Annotated in this window: 16 protein-coding genes and 1 pseudogene; 8 read left to right on the forward strand and 9 right to left on the reverse strand. The window is 67.3% G+C overall.

The genetic code is table 11. The features are described 5' to 3' along the window. Positions 1–1,360: methyl-accepting chemotaxis protein (locus HC022_RS07135; protein WP_167451941.1), on the forward strand; the 1,360-nt coding region annotated here is incomplete at its 5' end. Positions 1,361–1,763: 403 nt separating this feature from the next. On the opposite strand, the gene HC022_RS07140 is transcribed toward HC022_RS07135, so the two are convergent. Together HC022_RS07140 and HC022_RS07145 are read right to left on the reverse strand one after the other, a co-directional pair. Further along, positions 1,764–4,340 carry an ATP-binding protein gene (locus HC022_RS07140; protein WP_167451942.1) on the reverse strand — a complete coding sequence of 859 codons (2,577 nt, stop codon included), beginning with the start codon at positions 4,338–4,340 and terminating at the stop codon, positions 1,764–1,766. A 3-nt stretch (positions 4,341–4,343) separates the two neighbouring features. Continuing rightward, positions 4,344–4,847, reverse strand: coding sequence for an oxidoreductase (locus tag HC022_RS07145; RefSeq protein WP_254884980.1), 504 nt, complete (start codon positions 4,845–4,847; stop codon positions 4,344–4,346). A gap of 302 nt (positions 4,848–5,149) precedes the next feature. Between HC022_RS07145 and HC022_RS07150 the strand changes: the two genes are divergently transcribed. Then, the gene (locus tag HC022_RS07150) at positions 5,150–5,764 is read left to right on the forward strand and encodes a response regulator transcription factor (RefSeq protein WP_167451952.1); all 615 of its coding nucleotides are present in this window, start codon (positions 5,150–5,152) and stop codon (positions 5,762–5,764) included. A gap of 65 nt (positions 5,765–5,829) precedes the next feature. Here HC022_RS07150 and hemF read toward each other — a convergent pair whose 3' ends face one another. Genes hemF through clpS form a run of 4 tightly spaced genes read right to left on the reverse strand, consistent with a single transcriptional unit; the run spans position 5,830 to position 8,965 of the window. After that, entirely contained in the window at positions 5,830–6,726 is an 897-nt protein-coding gene (gene hemF, locus HC022_RS07155; RefSeq protein WP_167451943.1) for an oxygen-dependent coproporphyrinogen oxidase, read from the reverse strand. Positions 6,727–6,774: 48 nt separating this feature from the next. After that, a complete protein-coding gene (locus tag HC022_RS07160) occupies positions 6,775–7,575 on the reverse strand; it encodes an SDR family NAD(P)-dependent oxidoreductase (RefSeq protein ID WP_167451944.1) in 801 nt (266 codons plus the stop codon). 46 nt (positions 7,576–7,621) lie between these two features. Then, positions 7,622–8,599 (reverse strand): class I SAM-dependent methyltransferase, encoded by a 978-nt coding sequence (locus HC022_RS07165; protein WP_167451945.1) that lies wholly within the window; start codon positions 8,597–8,599, stop codon positions 7,622–7,624. 24 nt (positions 8,600–8,623) lie between these two features. Continuing rightward, the gene (gene clpS / locus HC022_RS07170) at positions 8,624–8,965 is read right to left on the reverse strand and encodes an ATP-dependent Clp protease adapter ClpS (protein ID WP_175583494.1); all 342 of its coding nucleotides are present in this window, start codon (positions 8,963–8,965) and stop codon (positions 8,624–8,626) included. 117 nt (positions 8,966–9,082) lie between these two features. On the opposite strand from clpS, the gene HC022_RS07175 reads away from it, so the two are divergent. Both HC022_RS07175 and HC022_RS07180 read left to right on the forward strand, forming a co-directional pair. Next, positions 9,083–9,781 carry an HAD family hydrolase gene (locus tag HC022_RS07175; protein ID WP_167451946.1) on the forward strand — a complete coding sequence of 233 codons (699 nt, stop codon included), beginning with the start codon at positions 9,083–9,085 and terminating at the stop codon, positions 9,779–9,781. A gap of 296 nt (positions 9,782–10,077) precedes the next feature. Next, positions 10,078–11,562 (forward strand): D-alanyl-D-alanine carboxypeptidase family protein, encoded by a 1,485-nt coding sequence (locus tag HC022_RS07180; RefSeq protein WP_254884981.1) that lies wholly within the window; start codon positions 10,078–10,080, stop codon positions 11,560–11,562. A gap of 161 nt (positions 11,563–11,723) precedes the next feature. On the opposite strand, the gene HC022_RS29820 is transcribed toward HC022_RS07180, so the two are convergent. Next, positions 11,724–13,082 (reverse strand): alpha/beta hydrolase, encoded by a 1,359-nt coding sequence (locus tag HC022_RS29820; RefSeq protein WP_167451948.1) that lies wholly within the window; start codon positions 13,080–13,082, stop codon positions 11,724–11,726. A gap of 211 nt (positions 13,083–13,293) precedes the next feature. Next, positions 13,294–13,500 carry a 30S ribosomal protein S21 gene (gene rpsU, locus HC022_RS07190; RefSeq protein WP_008885097.1) on the reverse strand — a complete coding sequence of 69 codons (207 nt, stop codon included), beginning with the start codon at positions 13,498–13,500 and terminating at the stop codon, positions 13,294–13,296. A gap of 115 nt (positions 13,501–13,615) precedes the next feature. Here rpsU and HC022_RS07195 point away from each other — a divergent pair, with 115 nt between their 5' ends. Beyond that, on the forward strand, positions 13,616–14,302 hold the full coding sequence (locus tag HC022_RS07195) for a COQ9 family protein (protein ID WP_008885370.1): 687 nt from the start codon (positions 13,616–13,618) through the stop codon (positions 14,300–14,302). A 9-nt stretch (positions 14,303–14,311) separates the two neighbouring features. Further along, entirely contained in the window at positions 14,312–15,295 is a 984-nt protein-coding gene (locus HC022_RS07200; RefSeq protein ID WP_167451949.1) for an NAD(P)H-quinone oxidoreductase, read from the forward strand. A 127-nt stretch (positions 15,296–15,422) separates the two neighbouring features. Here HC022_RS07200 and HC022_RS07205 read toward each other — a convergent pair whose 3' ends face one another. Beyond that, positions 15,423–16,277: a DUF2189 domain-containing protein gene (locus HC022_RS07205; protein WP_167451950.1), complete on the reverse strand. Its 855-nt coding sequence runs from the start codon at positions 16,275–16,277 to the stop codon at positions 15,423–15,425. Positions 16,278–16,517: 240 nt separating this feature from the next. On the opposite strand from HC022_RS07205, the gene HC022_RS07210 reads away from it, so the two are divergent. Next, positions 16,518–17,504: a quinone oxidoreductase gene (locus tag HC022_RS07210; protein ID WP_008885581.1), complete on the forward strand. Its 987-nt coding sequence runs from the start codon at positions 16,518–16,520 to the stop codon at positions 17,502–17,504. 91 nt (positions 17,505–17,595) lie between these two features. Further along, positions 17,596–17,743: pseudogene (locus HC022_RS29040) on the forward strand (radical SAM protein); the annotation flags it as partial.

The following is a 17,743-nucleotide window of genomic DNA, read 5'->3' on the forward strand; positions in this document are numbered from 1 at the left end:
CGGCGAGGTCGGCGATCTGACCGCGCCACAATGGTTCGCCGCCTCCACCGCCTGGATCGACGACCTGCGCGAGGCCGAGGCCGGCCTGATGGCCGAGCTCGAGGCCCAGACCGCCGCCGATGCCGCCAGCGCCCGGCACAACCTCTGGGTCGAGGCAGTGATCGCCGGGGCGGTCGCGCTGACGTTTGCAGGCGTCGCCGTTCTGCAGTCCGAGGTGCTCACCCGGCGGTTGCGCAACCTGACCGCGGTGATGAACGAGTTCATCGAGGGCCGGTTCGAGGCCTGGGTGCCCTACATCAAGAGCCGGGGCGAGATCGGCGGCATGGCCCACTCGATCTACCGCTTCAAGCAGCTGACCCGCGCCGCCATCGAAAAGCGCGAACGCGACGAGGCGCGGCTCAACGCCCGGCACCAGCAGGTGGTCGACCTGATGACCGAGGGTCTCAAGGCGCTGGCCAGCGCCGACCTGACGCTGCGCTTCGAGGACCCGCTCGCCGAAGAATACGATTCAATTCGCAGCGACTTCAACACCGCGACCGCGCGTCTGCGCGACGTGATGCTCACGCTGGCCAAGACGGTGGCCGAGCTGCAGGAGCGCTCCGGCGACATGCGCGCCTCGGCATCGGATCTCGCCGATCGGACCAACACCCAGGTCGAGATGATCGCCCGCACCGCCGAGACGGTGGCGGGCCTGACCGAAACCTTGAAGGAGACGAGCAGCTCGCTCAAGGACGCCAAGGGCCTCGCGGACGAGGCCAAGGGCCGCGCCGACCGATCCGGCGATGTGGTGAGCAACGCGGTCGCCGCCATGGACCGCATCGCCGAATCCTCGGGGCGGATTGCACAGATCACCACGGTGATCGAGGACATCTCCTTCCAGACCAACCTGCTGGCGCTCAACGCCGGGGTCGAGGCCGCACGCGCCGGCGAGTCGGGCAAGGGCTTCGCGGTCGTCGCGATGGAGGTGCAGGGGCTCGCCAGCCGCTCGGCCGACGCGGCGCTCGAGATCAAGAAGCTGATCGACGAGAGTGCGCGCGAGGTGAAGGGCGGCGTGGATTTTGTGGGGGAGACCGGCGATGCGCTCGAGGCGATCCTGGACCAGATCCGCCGCGTCGACGAGGTGCTCTCGGGCGTCAGCGACGCCGCCGAGGGCCAGAGCCGTGAGTTGCAGGAAATCAACGGCGCCATGCGCCGCCTGAGCGACCTCACCACCCAGAACACCGAGGTGGCCGATGCCAGCCGTGTGAGCTCGACCGAACTCGCCGAACGCGCCCAGCACCTCGCGCGGCTGGTCGGCGAGTTCGATCTCGGCAAGCCGGCCACGCGTCACTCCACCCCCGAGGCCAGCCGCGCCGCCTGAGCCGCATTGCTGCAGCTTGTCATGCACAGCTGGCATCTCTCGGCGTCTCGGAGACCGTTTTGCTGAGCCGAAGGTGATGGCCGGGGCTGCGCCACTTCGGCACCAGAGGCGGCGCGAATGGGCGCCATCTGCGCGATGAGCGAAGACCGCCAACAGGTGCTGCCGCCTACGCTTGAGGCCCAGGCCGAGGGCGTCTCGCAATCCAGTAACTGGGATGCCGGGCGCGCGTTCGGGCGTTTTCCGATGCCGGAGGGATCAGGCCGACCGGGATATTGCGAATAGCCACAACCTGTTCGCAAGCGTGCGGTGGAGTCGCGGACTTTGATCCTGCAGAGTTTCGCAGAGCTCGATATTCGTCCCGGTTTTTCTGACGTCCTGCTCTGAAGAAGCCTCATGGCAGCGATCATGACTGATCAACCAGCCCCTCCAGGACAAAGCGTGTCCGCTGCCACAATCCACCGAGCGCCTGAAGGGCTTTCGAGTCAGCCAGGTCTCCAGCCTTGATGACCGCTTCGATCTGGAGCAGCGCATGGCGAAGCGCCTCGGCACCGAAGGTTCCGCAAGAACCTGCGCAGCGATGCGCCACCGCGGCGATCTCCGGATCACGAACGTCGGCCTGAGCGAGCCACTCGAGATCACGCTCGGTCTCATCGAGAAATCGCTCCAGAAGGGCCCGAGCCGCTTCTTCCGGAAGCGCGTCGATCAATTCGCGAGGTCGCTCGAGGTCGACCAACGCGACATTGCGGCCTGCCTCTTCTTCGTTGCTTTGGTCGTGCGGAGCGCAGGGAAACTCACCCGCGAACAGTCCCGAGAGTGTCTCCCGGATCTGCCCGCGGTCCACTGGCTTCGTCAGAAAGGCATTCATGCCTGCCGCTTCGAAACTCTTCCGTTCCTCGGCGAAAGCATGAGCCGTGAGCGCGATGATCGGTGTTTTCGCCGACGCACCGCCACCCGCGCGGATCTGGCGGGCAGCGGTGGTGCCGTCCATGACGGGCATCGATATGTCCATGAAGATCGCGTCGAAGCGCCGGCGCATAGCAGCATCGACACCTGCCTGCCCATCCAGCGCCAGCTCCACCCTGTGACCATCTTTCTCCAGAAACCGGAAAAGGATGAACCGGTTGATCTCGTTGTCCTCGACGATCAGCAGGTCGAGAGGTCGCTGGGGCAGTTTCGCGCTCTCCGGAACAGGCGCATCCTCGGTTGCGCGACGTGCAGTTTGAGGCAGAGGAAGCCGTACCCAGAACAGGCTTCCCTCACCCGGCTCGCTCTCGGCGCCAATGCTGCCGCCCATCAGTCGGGCAAACCGCTGTGCGATCCCCAGCCCGAGCCCGGTGCCTCCGGCCTCCCGCGCGTAGGAGGAATCGAGTGTTTCGAAGTCCCGGAAGATCCGCGCGATATCTTCCTCGCGAATCCCGATTCCGCTGTCGATCACGCGTAGTTCCAGCGCGTTGCCTACGTCGTCGAGATACTCGGCCTCGATCTCTACGGTGCCGTCGCGGGTGAACTTGAGCGCATTGCCGACCAGGTTCAGCAGGACTTGCCGGAGCCGTCGCGCGTCGCCGTCCACCCAATCGCCCTCGGGGCCGACCCAGCGCCAGCTCAGCGCATTACGATAGCGGTCCGCGATGGGGCGCACGGTCTCGACGACACCGCCAACAAGCGCAGTCAGCGAAAACGGTGCGTGCTCGGCGGTCATCTTGCCAGCCTCAAACTTGGTGAGATCAAGCACGTCATTGACGAGCTCAAGCAGTAACCTGCCCGACGCTTCCATCCGGTCGATCATGGCGCACTGTCGCTCCGTCAGCTGCTCATCGCGCAGGAGCTGAAGGGTCCCGAGGAGACCGTTGAGTGGCGTGCGCATCTCGTGGCTCATGACGGCGAGGAACTCGGATTTCGAGCGTTCGCCCGCGAGCGCGCGGTCACGCGCCTCGGTCAGTTGTTCCTCGACCTCCTTCCACCGCGAGATGTCGCGAATGTAGGCGACATAGAGTGGATCGTCGGTGCCGGCGCGGTCGATCGAGAACTCCGCAGGGAACAACCTCCCGTCACGGTCGCGCAGCGATATTTCGAATCTTCGCTCCTCGGGAGTCGGACGGCGGCGCTCATCGGCAAATGCGAAAAGCGTGGCGGTGCGTTCGTCCGGCAATTCGGGCGGAGCGAAGAGCTGACGCGCGGGCTTTCCGAAGACATCGCCTCGACCATAGCCCAGCATACGCTCTGCGGCGGTGTTGAAGCCGCGGACAAGGCCGTCCTCATCCGTCACGACGATGGCGTCTGGCGATGTCTCGACAATTGTCCGCAGCCTTGCGCCGGCGATCTCGATTGCGTCCGCGCGTCGGCGCGCGACGCGGAAGAGCCGGAACATCGTGAGCGCCAGAAGGCTCAGCCCGAGAAACAGAGTGATCAGCGCGCCGGCCATGTATCCCAGCAGGCCTGACACGCGCTCGCGCCGGGAATCCGACAGCTCGGCAAAAGTCGAGAGTCCCGCCAGCGACAGCGCGCGCACGTCCGCGCCCGCCATGGCAGCGCCTTCGGAAAGCTCGGGCAGCTTGGCGTACAGCGCATCATCCGGCCCGTCGATCAGCGGGATGCTCTGGTCAAGGAATGCGCTTACCCGCTCTTGCGGCGCGGCGAAGTCGGGTACGGTCTGGAGCAGCCGGAACAGCCGCCCGTTTTGCAGCGTGGTCATGCGGCTGTAGAGAATGTCGAAGCGCAGCCGGACCTCAGGCAGGGCATCGGGTCGCTCGCGCCCTTCGGCAACCGCGAGACGGAACTGTAGGACCTCCACGTCCGCCTGCGACAGGTTCCATTGCAGGTTGTCCGAATTGGCGGTCGAAAAGGCGTCAATCTCGCGCAGGACCATCCAGCCGAGCCAGACAACCAGCCCGCCGCAGAGCAGCAGAGACACGCTGGCGATCGCCGACTGCAGCAGCGCGGTCCCGGTATCGCGCGATTCGGGAGGTGCCAGAGGCTGCATGGATCAGTCGAGCACGGCGATGCGGTCGAGTTGCCGGATGCTGTGCGAATAGGCCCGAGCGCTGCGGTATTCGGTGGCGTCATCATAGGGATAGACGATCCAGAGAGGCCCGCGCTCGCGCAATGACATCACCGCCCCATTGCGCCGGTAGGCGATAATGGGCACGGGTTCGCGCCATCCGGCGGCCGGGACTTCGACACTGTATCCGTTGATCGCAGTCGCACGGAGCCGAGAGCCCGAGGCCCCGACTGCCGTCATCAGGTCGCGCAGCGCTACGCCGGTGAAGTGCTGGGCGCCGTCGGTCCAGGTCGTTCGGGTGGTGAAGCTCTGCGCCGGCATGGCCTCGAGCATGGCGAGGTCGAAGACGACGGCGTCGCCCGCATTGCGGTCCGCAATCTGCCCGGTGACGGTCAACAGTGGCGCATCGAGAGCGGCCGGCAGGCTTTCGGCGGCAAGGGGGCCGGCAAGCAGGAGAATCGCGAGAAGAACTCGGGCGAGACGGTGCATCGGGCGGGCCACTCCTTTCCTGGTCGAATCGTGCCTCGGGTAGAACACCGGTGTGAGGTGACTCTCGGAATACCTGATGACCGTTAACAAATCGGAGAGACGTGGCAGCTATCTTTCAGGAGCGCCCCATCCGATCGGGGTGCGCCCGCAAACCGGACGGGGGCCGCGCCTGTCCATGATTTCAACGTCCTTCGCGTGCTGCCTGCCAGACCGACCGCAGGCGATTCGCCGGACAACACCAAGGGGACGACATCTTGACGGCCAATCCGAACCCGCGCGCGGCGAGCAGCCGCCTGCCTGCGCTGCGCGTTCTGATCGCCGACGATCACGACCTGCTGCGCGACACGCTGAAGCTCTTCCTCGAGGGCGATGGGGAGTTCGAGACCGTCACGGTCGCCAGCTATTCCGAGGCCGAGGCGCTTGTGCAGGGGGGCGAAGTCTTCGACCTCGTGCTGCTCGACTATTCGATGCCAGGAATGAACGAGCTTGAGGGATTCGCCCGGATGAGCCGTCTGAACGGCGCCCGGCGGGTCGCGGTCATCTCGGGCACGGCCAGCCCCGAGGTCGCCGAAAAGGTGCTTGCCGCCGGGGCCGCGGGGTTCGTGCCCAAGACGCTGTCGGCGAAGTCATTGGTGAACGCGGTGCGCTTCATGTCGATGGGCGAACAATACGCGCCGCTCGAGTTCCTCCGCACGGCCGAGGAGAAAGAGGGCAACCCGTTGGCGGATCGCTTGTCGCGGCGCGAGATGGAGGTGCTGGAACGGCTGACGCAGGGCAAGTCCAACAAGGAGATCGCGCGCGATCTCGATATCCGCGAACCCACGGTGAAGCTGCACGTCAAGACGCTCTATCGCAAGATCGGCGCGGCCAACCGGACGCAGGCGGCGATCTTTGCCAAGGAGGCGGGGCTGTTTTGACCTGCGCCTATGGGATACGCGGCGAAACCATCGCGGTTCGGGAGGTCAGCGGTGTGACAGGCCGCTCAGACCCACTTCGCGAGGGGTGGGAGACTCATCAGCACCGCGTTGGCGTCGTGGCCGGTGGCGAGGCCGAACTTGGTGCCGCGGTCGTAGACGAGGTTGTACTCGGCGTAGAGCCCGCGATGGACGAGCTGGGCGTCCTTCTCGGCGGTGCCGAAGCGCAGGGTGCGCCGCGATTCGACCAGAGGCACCCAAGCGGGAAGGAAGGCGCGCCCGATGTCCTGGGTCAGCGCGAAATCCGCCTCCCAGTCGCCGGTGTTGCGGTCGTCCATGAAGATGCCGCCCACGCCGCGCGCGCGCGCGCGGTGGGGGATGTAGAAATACTCGTCCGCCCAAGCCTTGAGCGCGGGGTAGAGCGCCGGGTCGTGCGGGTCGAGATGCGCCTGCTGCATGGCGTGGAAATGCGCGGTGTCCTCGTCGTATTCGAGGCAGGGGTTCAGGTCGGACCCGCCCCCGAACCACCAGGCGTTCGGCGTCCAGAACATGCGGGTGTTCATGTGGACCGCCGGCACATGCGGGTTTTGCATGTGTGCGACGAGGCTGATGCCACTGGCCCAGAACCGCGGGTCGGCCTCGATGCCGGGCACGCCGCGCGCCGCCATCGACTTCTGCGCCGCCTCGCCGAGCGTGCCGTAGACGGTCGAGACGTTGACGCCGACCTTCTCGAAGACCCGCCCGCCGCGCATAACGCTCATCAGCCCGCCACCCGCGTCAGAGCCGTCATCGGCGGTGCGGGTCGTCGGCGTGACCTCGAAACTGCCCGGCGCCATGTCCGAGAACGGACCCTCTGCATGGCTCGCTTCGAGCCCCTCGAAGGCGGCGACGATCTCGTCGCGCAGGCTGCGGAACCAGGCCGAGGCGCGGGATTTGCGCTCGGCGAAGGCGTCGGTGTCGGTCATTGCAGTCTCCTGAGGTCGCGCGGTGCTTGCCTGGGAAATGGCCCTGCGTCAGTGCGCCGGCGCGGCCACCGGGTCAAGCAGGGTGCGGCCGCCGTCCACGGTCAGCACCTGCCCGGTCATGAAGCCAGAGGCGTCGGAGGCGAGGAACTGCACCGTCTCGGTGAGCGCGTCCGGCCCCGCGATGCGGCCGAGCGGTGTGTGGGCCTCGATCTCCTTGCGGTAGTCGGGCTGGGCCTTGAGCATGTCCTTGAGGAAGGCCGACATCACCGAGCCGAAGCCCACGCCGTTCACGCGCACCCGATACGGCGCCATCTCGACCGCCATAGAGCGGGTCATCTGGTCGAGCGCGGCGCAGGAAATCGAATAGGCCATCAGCTGCGGCTGGGTGCAGCGCGATGCGATGGACGAAAGGTTGATGATCGAGCCCGCGGGCCGCTCGCTGTCGCCGTTGGTCTGCTTGATCATGCGCTTGGCGACGATCTGGCTCAGGCGCAGCGCGGTCATCAGGTTCTGCCTTAGAAGCGTCTCGGTCGAGGTGTCCTCGATGTCGAGCGGGTCGCTGGGCAGCATCTGGCGCGCACCGTTGACGAGAATGTCGACCCGGTCGAAGGCGTCGAGCGTGGCCGAGAGCAGGTTGGCGAGCGTCAGCCGCTCGCGAAGATCGCCGGCGAAGTAGCGCATGTTGTCGCCGTCCTCGTTGGCGCCGCATTCCTTGGCGAGGCGGTTTTCGTCCATGTCGGCGAACATCACGTTCGCGCCCTTGTTGGCGAAGTGGCGGGCGATGGAAAGACCGACGCCGTTCGCGGCGCCCGTGACGATGGCGGTCTTGCCTTCGATCGAATAGCTCATGCAGCGTTCCCTGCGATGTGTCCCCTGGCGAGGACGTTAGCGAAGATCAGCGTTTCGGGCGAGAGGCATGGAGAATCTTGAAGCGGCTGTCGCCGGCGATCTCCTCGCTCGCCCGGAAATGCGTCGCGAGGGCGGTCTCGTAGGGCAGGTGACGGTTGGCGACAAGCCATAGCTGCCCGGCCGGTTTCAGCATGCGGCGGGCGGCTGCGATGAAGGCCTGACCCAGCGCCGGATCGGCCTTGCGCGCAGTATGGAAAGGCGGATTCATCACCACGGTGTCGAGCAGCGCGGGCGGCTCCCAACTCGTGGCGTCGGCCCAGTGAAAGCTGGCGCGCGGGTCCGTGACGTTGCGTTCCGCGCAGTCGAGCGCGGTGCGGTCGGCCTCGACGAGGTGGAGCGCGGCGAGCGAATCGCGGCTCAGCAGCCCGGTGGAGAGCCCTCCCCAGCCGGCGCCCAGATCGGCCACCTGCGCGCCAAGCTTCGCGGGAAGCGCGGCCAGCAGCGCCTGCGAGGCAGGGTCGGGACCGTCGGCCGAGAACACGCCGGGCGCGGTCCAGTCGCCATGGGCGTTGAGGCCCGGCGCGCGGGCCCAGTCGGCGAAGACGTCGGTGGCGGTGAACCATACGGTCTTGCCATGGGCCTTGGAGACCTGCCCCTGGAGCCCGGTGCGGGACTTCAGCGCCTTGACCAGCGCCTCGATGCCGTCGGTCTTCAGACCATCCACGACGATGAGGCCATCGGGCACGGCGGCGCAGGCCTCGGCGATGCGGGCCTCGGCAAGTTCGCGGGCGCGGGGCAGGAAGACCACCGCGGCGGTGAAACTGCCCTCGGGCACCAGCGAGACATCGACGCCGCGTCGCTGCCAGAGGTCGAAGTCGGGGCGGAACCGTTGCACCACGGCGCAGCGCTCGAGTGGCAGCGCCTCGGTCACCAGATCGCCCGGCGCACCGAGCAGCAGGATGCGACCATCGGAGGGCAGGCTCAGGCCTGCCTCGGTTGCGAAACTCAGTCTGTCCGTTGTCATGGGTGGGGCCGCGGCGAGGGCGGCCTACTCCTTTTCCATGGTGCACTGCAGCGGGTGCTGGTGGCGGCGGGCGAAGTCCATCACCTGGCCGACCTTGGTCTCTGCAATCTCGTGGCTGAAGACGCCGACGACGGCGACGCCCTTCTTGTGCACCGTGAGCATGATCTCGAACGCCTGCGCGTGGCTCATGCCAAAGAAACGCTCCAGCACATGCACGACGAACTCCATCGGAGTGTAATCATCGTTCAGCAGGAGCACCTTGTAGAGCGGCGGGCGCTTGGTTTTCGGCTTGGTCTGGACGACCACGTCCGCGTCGCTGCCATCCCCGTCGTCGAAGGACGGCGTGTTGGCGAGGCGGATCGGCATTTCCGTGATGGTGATGGTCATCTCGGCTTCAAGGCGCTTTGCGGTTCAGGGTTCGAAGCGTCTATATAATTCGGAGCGGCGCGCGAGGGAAGGGTCGCTGGAAGGAGTCTCTCCCATATGAACCGGAAATTGCAAACAATAGGTTTCGATGCGGATGACACGCTCTGGCACAACGAGCGTTTCTTCCACCTGACCCAGCAACGATTCGCGGAGCTGCTCGCGGATCATGCAGACGCCGAACATTTGGGCTCGCGCCTTCTGGAGGCCGAGAAGCGCAACATCGGCCACTACGGATTCGGCGTGAAGGGCTTCGTGCTGTCGATGATCGAGACCGCCATCGAGGTGACCGAGGGCAAGGTGCCGGGCTCGGTGATCTCGGAGCTTCTGGCGGCCGGGCAGGACATGCTGAACCACCCGATCGAGCTTCTGCCCCATGCCCGCGAGGCCGTCGAGGCGCTGGCCGAGGATCATTACCTCGTGCTGATCACCAAGGGCGACCTGCTCCACCAGGAACGCAAGCTGGCGCAGTCGGGGCTGGGGGACTGTTTCGACGCGGTCGAGATCGTCTCGGACAAGCGAAGCGAGACCTATGGCCGGATCTTCGGGCGGTCTCCCGGAGGGGCCGAGGCGTCGATGATGGTGGGCAATTCGCTCAAGTCCGACGTGAACCCGGCCATCGCGGCCGGGGGCTGGGGCGTCTACGTGCCGCATGACCTCGTCTGGGGGCTCGAGATGGATGACAAGCCCGACCATCCGCGCTTTGCGGAATTGCCGGATCTCGGGGGCTTGTGCGCCCTTATTTCGTGTATAGGTTGACCAAAAACGAATCAATAGCACGCCAACAGTGCGGGTGGCACGTCTAGGGGGCGGTCGCCGCCCACGCCCTATATGTTGGTTTTCCTGCGGCAAATTCGGGCAAAATATCAAGGAATTGCCGGGTTTCTTTGAAGCAGATCCCGTGCTACGCTGCTCCGAAGCAGAACAAGTCCACCGGATAAAAAACAGCCGGGGACACGAGGCAGTAGAAGGCGGATACCGTGACGGGACGGCGTAGGCAGTGGCCGGGCCGAGCAGGCCTGCAATTTATTCTGGCAATCGTGATGCTTGCGGCAATGCCGCTAAGTGCCATGGCCGCGCCCTTTGCGGCGATGGTGATGGATGCCAGGTCTGGCGAGGTGCTCCATTCGGAGAATGCGGATACTCCGCTTCACCCCGCATCGCTCACCAAGATGATGACGCTCTACATCGCTTTCGAGGCGGTGGAGCATGGCGAGATCTCCATGGACTCCGTGGTGACCGTGTCGCGCAACGCGGCCTCCGAGCCGCCCTCCAAGCTGGGGCTGCGCGAAGGTCAGAAGATCAAGCTGCGCTACCTCGTGCGGGCGGCGGCGGTGAAGTCGGCGAACGACGCGGCGACCGCCATCGGCGAGGCCATCGCGGGCTCGGAAGCGGCCTTTGCGCGGCGGATGAACCGCACGGCGAAGGCGCTCGGGATGACCCGCTCGACCTTCAAGAACGCCAACGGCCTGACCGAGTCGGGGCACATGTCCACCGCGCGTGACATGAGCATCCTCGGGCGCCACATGGTCTACGACTACCCGCAGTACTACAACCTGTTCTCGCGGATCTCGACGAGCGCCGGCGTGCGCGAGGTGGCCAACACCAACCGCCGCTTCCTCGGCTCCTACAAGGGTGCCGACGGCATCAAGACCGGCTACACCCGGGCCGCGGGCTTCAACCTCGTGGCCTCCGCCGAGCGCGGGCAGGAACGCGTGATCACCACCGTCTTCGGGGGCGCCTCCACCGCGGCGCGCAACGCCAAGGTGGCGCAGCTCATGGACCTCGGGTTCAAGCGTGCCAAGACGCGGGTGGCGCTGCGCAAGCCGGGCCTGCCGCCCTACCTCGGCAACCGCGGGCTGGGCGAGGTCATCGTCGCGCAGACCGCCGACCCGAGCCCGGACGGCGCCCGTGGCAAGACGATTCGTGTCGTCGCCGCAGCCGTGAACCGCAGCCTGCGTCCGCAGGCCCGGCCCGGCCCCACCGGTCCGAGCGGCAGCGATGTCGCGCCGCTGGTGGCAAGCGTCGAGGGGGACATCCAGACTGTGCTGGCCGCGGTGCAGACCGCCGAGCAGCAGGCCGCCTCGCCGGTCGCCGCCGCGCCCGTGACGCTGGCGGATGCCTCTCAGGTCGCGCCGGATTCCTCGATCAAGCCGGTGCGGCGCCCGCAGGGCATCGTGGCCTTCGCCGCCTCCACGCCCGCAGCGGCGCCGGGTGCCGCCGTCGCGGCCACCGTCGAGACCGTCGCCGCCGTCGCTCCGGTCGAGGAACAGGAAGTCGTGACCCGCGTCTCGACCTCGGGCGGGCGTCACTGGGGCATCAACGTCGGCCGCTACCCGAGCCGCTACGCCGCCGAGAAGGTGCTGCTGAAGACCGCGCTGATGGAGACCGCCACGCTGGACGGCTCGCTGCGCAAGGTGGTCAACCGTTCCAGCGGCTTCGACGCCAACTTCATGGGCCTCTCGCGCGAGACCGCAGACCTTGCCTGCCGCCGCCTGCAGGCCCGACAGGTCACCTGTTTCATGATCGGCCCGAGCTGATCCGATACCCACGACGTGACGGCGAACGCGCCGCACGAGACTACGAAGACAGAACTGCTGCCCCCGGCCTTCGGACCGGGGGCTTTTTCTTGTTCGCAGGGATTTGCTCGCCGGGATTCAGCCTTGTGCCGAACTTTGGCCGGGGCCCGGACGGGAAGGGCTCAGCGCGCCATCCGCCAGTAGATGCCGCGCGGCCCCGCGACCTCGGTCAGCTTGCTGAGGCGGCGGCCGGGCGGGCGCTGGCCGGTCGAGAAGAGCGCGCCCAGGTCGTCGAGCAGCCCGCGGTCCTGCGCGTAGGCGTTGCGGTTCAGCGAGAACAGGTCCGAGCCCACCGGCGTCACGTCGATTGAATCGATGCCCTGCACCACCACCGGCCCGTCGGGGCCGACGTCGCCGAGCCTCCGGTAGGTGTCGCGCCCCTGCTGTGAGGCCAGCAGCGCCCGGTCCGAGGCGCAGGCGTAGAGAGTGATCCCCTTGGCGGCGGCGGTGAAATGGCCGGCCATGGTCTCGAAGCTGCCCGCGTCGAGGTCGGGTGCTGCAAGCACGAGCTGCCCGATGGCCTGCCCGCGCTGCCCGAGCCGGGTGCCCGCGCTGGTCAGCAGCGCCTCGAGTGTCGCGTTCCCCATGGAATGCGCGATGACGTGCACCTTCTCGACGCCCGGGGTCTCGAACACCAGCTCGAGGAAGCGGTCCATGAAGCCGCCGGCATTGCGGGCGCTCTCGAGATCGGAGGCGTAGTCCTGGGTCTCGCCGTCCGAGGGCCAGCTGTAGGCAAAGGCAGGCCCGTCGAAACCGAGGTCATGGGCCAGCTGCGCGGCGCGGAAGGTGGCGTCGGCGAAGGTGGTGTTGAAGCCGTGGATGAAGACGAAGGCGGTGTGGGCGAAGCGTTCGGCTCCCTCGGCCACGTGCGAGGCCATGGCCATGAAGGCGGGTTCGGACAGGATCTCGGTCTTGAGCACGGTGAAATGGTGCTCGGGGTCGCAGGCCTTGCGGCGCAGCGTGACGCTGAAAAAGCCGTACTCCGTGGGGCGCTCGATGCGGCTCTCGCGGTGGGCCTCGCGCGGGATGGTGATGTCGGTGTGGCCCAGTGTCAGGCGCCCGGCGCGACGGTTGCCGAATTCGGCACCGTGCTCGTCCATGGCCTCAACGGCACGGTCGGTGCCGAAGAACACCCGCTGCACCCAGTAGCGGGTCGTGCGACCGTCCTTGTCGGGTGCGGGTGCGGGTGCGTGTGCGTGGGCGGGAGCGGGGGCGTCACCCTCGTCATCCCCGTCGAGCTCGGCCTCGGCAGCCCGGGAGCCGCGCCGGGAGGTGATCCGCGGCATCGGCGGCAGGCTGCTCTGCAGATCCGCGACCCAGACCTCGGGCGGGCCGCTCGGCCGGGCATCCCCGGGCGCCTCGTGGGTGCGCCCGTCGCCGCCACGCCGCGCCGGCGTGCGGTGACCCGAGCGCAGGTACAGCGTCAGTGCTGCAGCCGTCAGCACGAGGATCAGGATCCAGATGAAATCGCTCTCGGTCACGGGAACCCCATTCGGAGGATGTCTTGCCGCATCGCGGTGGCCGGCCCGCCAGACGCGCGGAGCCTACCTTTAACAATGTGCAACCTAGAGGGGAAGTTCCCGCAGCGCCATATGCCCGGGTTCACAAAATGACAAACCCCCGAAAGGCCAGGCCCCGGGGGTCGTCTTCTCATCGTGTCGGAAGGTCAGCTGCCTGACCTTTGCGCTGATCTCAGAGGAGACCTTCGCGCTGGGCCTTCTTGCGCGCCAGCTTGCGGGCACGGCGAACTGCCTCTGCCTTTTCGCGCGCTTTCTTTTCGGACGGCTTCTCGAAATGTTGCCGAAGCTTCATTTCACGGAACACGCCTTCACGCTGCAGCTTCTTCTTCAGAGCGCGGAGCGCCTGATCGACGTTGTTGTCGCGAACACTAACCTGCATGTGGTTTTCACCACCTTTCTAAGTTTGAGTTGCAAGGAATTGCAGGAAGCCGCCTCATAGCAAGGCTTGGCGAAATTGTCTAGGCTTCTAGTTATAGAGTCGAAGGAGAGGCCACATGACAGATGATACAGCCACCCGCCTGCTGGATGCGGCGTTGAACCATGTCGCCTTCGACGGCTGGTCGGAGACGACCTTCAGGGCCGCAGTGACCGACGCCGGCGTCGATCCGGTCGTGGCGCGCGGGCTCTTCCCCCGCGGAGCCGTCGACATGGCGATCGCTTTCCACCGGCGCGGAGACGACGCGATGGCCGCGAGGCTGGCGCAGGCGGACGACGAAGGACTGCGCTACCGCGACAAGGTCGCGCGCGCCATCCGCACCCGGATCGAGGTCGTGGACGACCGCGAGGCGGTGCGCCGCGGCACCACGCTCTTTGCCCTGCCGCTCTATGCGCCCGACGGTGCCAAGCTGATCTGGGGCACCGCGGACCGCATCTGGGGCGCGCTCGGCGACACCGCGCGCGACTTCAACTGGTACACCAAGCGCGCCACCCTGAGTGGCGTCTATTCCTCGACCGTGCTGTTCTGGCTCGGCGACGATTCGATCGACCATCAGGCGACGTGGGACTTCCTCGACCGCCGCATCGAGGACGTGATGCGGATCGAGAAGACCAAGGCGAAGGTGCGCGAGAATCCCCTGCTGAAACGGGTTTTCGCCGGGCCGGAGCGGGTGTTAAGCAATATTCGCGCGCCACGATCCGCGCGCGAGAGCGATTTGCCGGGCGGCTGGACCGCTCCCAGATAAGGACACCCCATGACTGACACCATGCGCGCCGTCGAGATTTCCGAACCCGGCGGCCCCGAAATGCTGCGCCCGACGACCCGGCCCGTGCCGGTGGCGAGGCACGGCGAAGTGGTGATCCGCGTGGCCTGGGCGGGGGTGAACCGCCCCGACGCGCTGCAGCGGGCTGGAAGCTATGCGCCGCCCAAGGGCGCGAGCGACCTGCCGGGGCTCGAAGCCTCGGGCGAGGTCGTGGCCGTGGGACCGGGCGTGCGCTGGCCCGCCGTCGGCGACGCGGTCTGCGCGCTGCTGCCCGGCGGCGGCTACGCGGAATACGTGGCGACGCCCGCCGCCCATTGCCTGCCGGTGCCCAACGGCATGGACCTCCGCGAGGCGGCCTGCCTGCCCGAGACCTTCTACACCGTCTGGACCAACGTCTTCGAGCGCGGCGGCCTGCAGGCGGGCGAGCGATTCCTCGTGCACGGCGGCTCGTCCGGCATCGGCACGACGGCGATCCAGCTTGCCTCGGCCTTCGGCGCCCGGGTCTTCGCCACGGCGGGCTCGCCCGAGAAGTGCAATGCCTGCCTCGCGCTCGGCGCCGAGCGGGCGATCAACTACCGCGACGAGGATTTCGTCTCGGTCCTGCGGGAAGAGGGCGGGGCCAACCTGATCCTCGACATGGTGGGCGGAGACTACCTGCCGCGCAACGTCAAGGCGCTGGCGGACGAGGGCCGGTTGGTGCAGATCGCCTTCCTGCAGGGGCCCAAGGTCGAGCTGAACTTCGCGCAGGTGATGACGCGGCGCCTGACCATCACCGGCTCGACCCTGCGGCCGCAGAGCGACCTGGCCAAGGCGCGCATCGCCGAGGCCCTGCGCAAGACGGTCTGGCCGCTGCTCGAGTCCGGGCGCGTCGCGCCGGTGATGGATTCGGTCTACGCGCTCGACGAGGCCTCGAAGGCGCATGCCCACATGGAGCGCTCGGGCCACATCGGCAAGATCGTCCTCAAGGTCGCCTGAGGCGGTGGTCTGAGACCCTGATCTGAGGCTTGGGTCTGAAGACTTGGCCCGGAAGACTTGGGCCGGAAAACCTTGCCCGAGGCGTCGGGGGCGGCTACAGCCGCCCTCGTAAAGCCTCTGCAGGCCGTCAGTAGACCGCGCGGCGGTAGAAGTGCCACGTCGCGTGGCCGAGCACCGGCAGCACCACGATGAAGCCCAGCATCAGCGGGATCGCCGCCAGCACCAGCAGCGCGGCCACCGTGGCCCCCCATGCCAGCGTCACGACCGGGTTCTTCTTCAGCACCTGGATCGAGGTCGCCACCGCCACCGGTGCGCCGACATGGCGGTCGAGCACCAGCGGGAAGGACACGACCGAAGTGGCCAGCGCCCCCAGCGCGAACAGGAAGCCCACGCCGCAGCCCAGCACGATCATCGTCCAGCCGCCCGGCGTGCCGAACACCTGCGACAGGAAGGCCATGAGGCCCGGGGGCGTGTCGGCGCCCATGGTCAGGGCGTGGATCCCGGCCGCGACCAGCATCCAGGCCATGAACAGGGCCGCGAGATACAGCCCCATGACCAGTACCGCCCCGAATCCGGGCGAGCGCATCACCGCGAAGGCCTGCCCCCAGCGGGGCGCCTCGCCCATCTCTCGCTGCCGGCTCATCTCGTAGAGCCCGACCGCGGCGACGGGGCCGAGGATCGCGAAGCCCGAGATCAGCGGGAAGAGCAGGGGCACCAGCGACAGTTGCAGGCCCAGCCCCATGAGCAGAAGCCCCATCACCGGGTAGACCAGCACGATGGCCACGACGTCGGTGCGGCAGGCCTGGAAATCCGCCCAGCCGGCGCGCAGGGAGTCGCCGATGTCGGACATGTCCATGTAGCGGACCCGGGGGGGCGTGAGGTCGTGACTGCCGATCTCGCGCGAGGCGGCGGCGAGGTGGCTGCCCGCCCCGCCCAGTTGCTGCGCTGTCCAAGACAGCGGATTTCCGATGGTCTGGGCCATGGGTCTCCTCCCTTTGGCGTGGCGTGACGCGCCAAGTCGGGTCCGGCCCAATGCGCCGATGGCCAGACCGACCGGCGCCGCATGAGCGCAGCCTAGCACGGATCTTTCGAAAACGCATTCACGTCCCGTTGTATGTTTCGGTCCGGTCCCGGCCGCGCGACCTTGGCCCTTGTGCCGGCGGGGGCGACGGCGCAGGGTTCGCCCCGAAACCGCATCTTACGAACAGGAGAGGAGCGCAGGATGAGCGACATGGCGAAGACGGTGATCATCGAGGAACACGGCGGGCCCGAGACCCTCAAGCTGGTCGAGCGCGAGGTCGGCGAACCGGGGCCGGGCGAGGTCCGCATCCGCCACGCTGCCTGCGGGCTGAACTTCATCGACTGCTACCAGCGCTCGGGGCTCTACCCGATGACGCTGCCGCACGCGCTCGGCATGGAGGCCGCGGGCACCATCGAGGCGGTGGGTGAAGGCGTCGTCCACCTCGCGCCCGGCGACCGTGCGGCCTATTCCTCGGCGCCTCCGGGCGCCTATTGCGAGGCGCGGGTGATGCCCGCCGCGCAGGTCTGCAAGCTGCCTGACGCGATTTCCTTCGAGGAAGGCGCCGCGATGATGCTGAAGGGGCTCACGGTGCAGTACCTCTTCCACCGCACCACGCCGCTCAAGGCAGGGGACACGGTGCTGTTCCACGCTGCCGCCGGGGGCGTCGGGCTGATCGCCTGCCAATGGGCCAAGTCAGAGGGCATCCGGCTGATCGGCACCGCCGGCTCCGACGCGAAATGCGCGCTGGCGCTCGAGCACGGCGCCGACGCCTGCATCAACTACGCGACCGAGGACTGGGCCGCGAAGGTGCGTGAGCTGACCGACGGCAAGGGCGTCGACGTGGTGATGGACTCGGTGGGCAAGGACACCTTCATGGGCTCGCTCGACAGCCTGAAGCCGCTCGGCATGATGATCTCGTTCGGCAATGCCTCGGGGCCGGTCGACAACTTCAATCTCGGGATCCTCGGCCAGAAGGGCTCGCTCAAGCTGACGCGGCCGACGCTCTTCACCCATATTGCCGACCATTCCGCCTGCCAGGAGATGGCCGGGATGCTGTTCGGCAAGGTGGTCGCGGGCGACGTGAAGATCCGCATCGATCAGCGCTTCCCGCTCGAGGACGTCGCCGAGGCGCACCGCACGCTCGAGGCGCGGCGCACCACCGGCCAGACCATCCTGACGCTCGGCTGAGCGCGGCGCGGCGGGGCGATGATGCAAAGTTGATAGCCCCGCCGCAGCTCTGCCGTTGATCCGGCGGGCCATGTGAACATATCATGAACGCATGGCAAGACTCACTCTCGATCAGAAACTTGCGATCCTCTCGGACGCGGCAAAATACGACGCCTCCTGCGCCTCGAGCGGGGGGCAGCGGCGCGACTCGCGCGATGGCAAGGGGCTCGGCTCCACCACCGGCTCGGGCATCTGCCACG

This window comes from Salipiger sp. HF18 (assembly GCF_011806505.1).
Lineage (GTDB): Bacteria > Pseudomonadota > Alphaproteobacteria > Rhodobacterales > Rhodobacteraceae > Salipiger > Salipiger thiooxidans.

What these genes read in the sequence shown, in the direction of transcription:
- HC022_RS07210 (WP_008885581.1), top strand. Translation starts at nt 16,518, where the DNA reads ATGAGCGACATGGCGAAGACGGTGATCATCGAGGAACACGGCGGGCCC.
- clpS (WP_175583494.1), bottom strand. Translation starts at nt 8,965, where the DNA reads ATGCCGATCCGCCTCGCCAACACGCCGTCCTTCGACGACGGGGATGGC.
- HC022_RS07140 (WP_167451942.1), bottom strand. Translation starts at nt 4,340, where the DNA reads ATGCAGCCTCTGGCACCTCCCGAATCGCGCGATACCGGGACCGCGCTG.
- rpsU (WP_008885097.1), bottom strand. Translation starts at nt 13,500, where the DNA reads ATGCAGGTTAGTGTTCGCGACAACAACGTCGATCAGGCGCTCCGCGCT.
- HC022_RS07205 (WP_167451950.1), bottom strand. Translation starts at nt 16,277, where the DNA reads ATGGCCCAGACCATCGGAAATCCGCTGTCTTGGACAGCGCAGCAACTG.
- HC022_RS07180 (WP_254884981.1), top strand. Translation starts at nt 10,078, where the DNA reads ATGCCGCTAAGTGCCATGGCCGCGCCCTTTGCGGCGATGGTGATGGAT.
- HC022_RS07160 (WP_167451944.1), bottom strand. Translation starts at nt 7,575, where the DNA reads ATGAGCTATTCGATCGAAGGCAAGACCGCCATCGTCACGGGCGCCGCG.
- HC022_RS07165 (WP_167451945.1), bottom strand. Translation starts at nt 8,599, where the DNA reads ATGACAACGGACAGACTGAGTTTCGCAACCGAGGCAGGCCTGAGCCTG.
- hemF (WP_167451943.1), bottom strand. Translation starts at nt 6,726, where the DNA reads ATGACCGACACCGACGCCTTCGCCGAGCGCAAATCCCGCGCCTCGGCC.
- HC022_RS07195 (WP_008885370.1), top strand. Translation starts at nt 13,616, where the DNA reads ATGACAGATGATACAGCCACCCGCCTGCTGGATGCGGCGTTGAACCAT.
- HC022_RS07200 (WP_167451949.1), top strand. Translation starts at nt 14,312, where the DNA reads ATGACTGACACCATGCGCGCCGTCGAGATTTCCGAACCCGGCGGCCCC.
- HC022_RS07145 (WP_254884980.1), bottom strand. Translation starts at nt 4,847, where the DNA reads ATGCACCGTCTCGCCCGAGTTCTTCTCGCGATTCTCCTGCTTGCCGGC.
- HC022_RS07175 (WP_167451946.1), top strand. Translation starts at nt 9,083, where the DNA reads ATGAACCGGAAATTGCAAACAATAGGTTTCGATGCGGATGACACGCTC.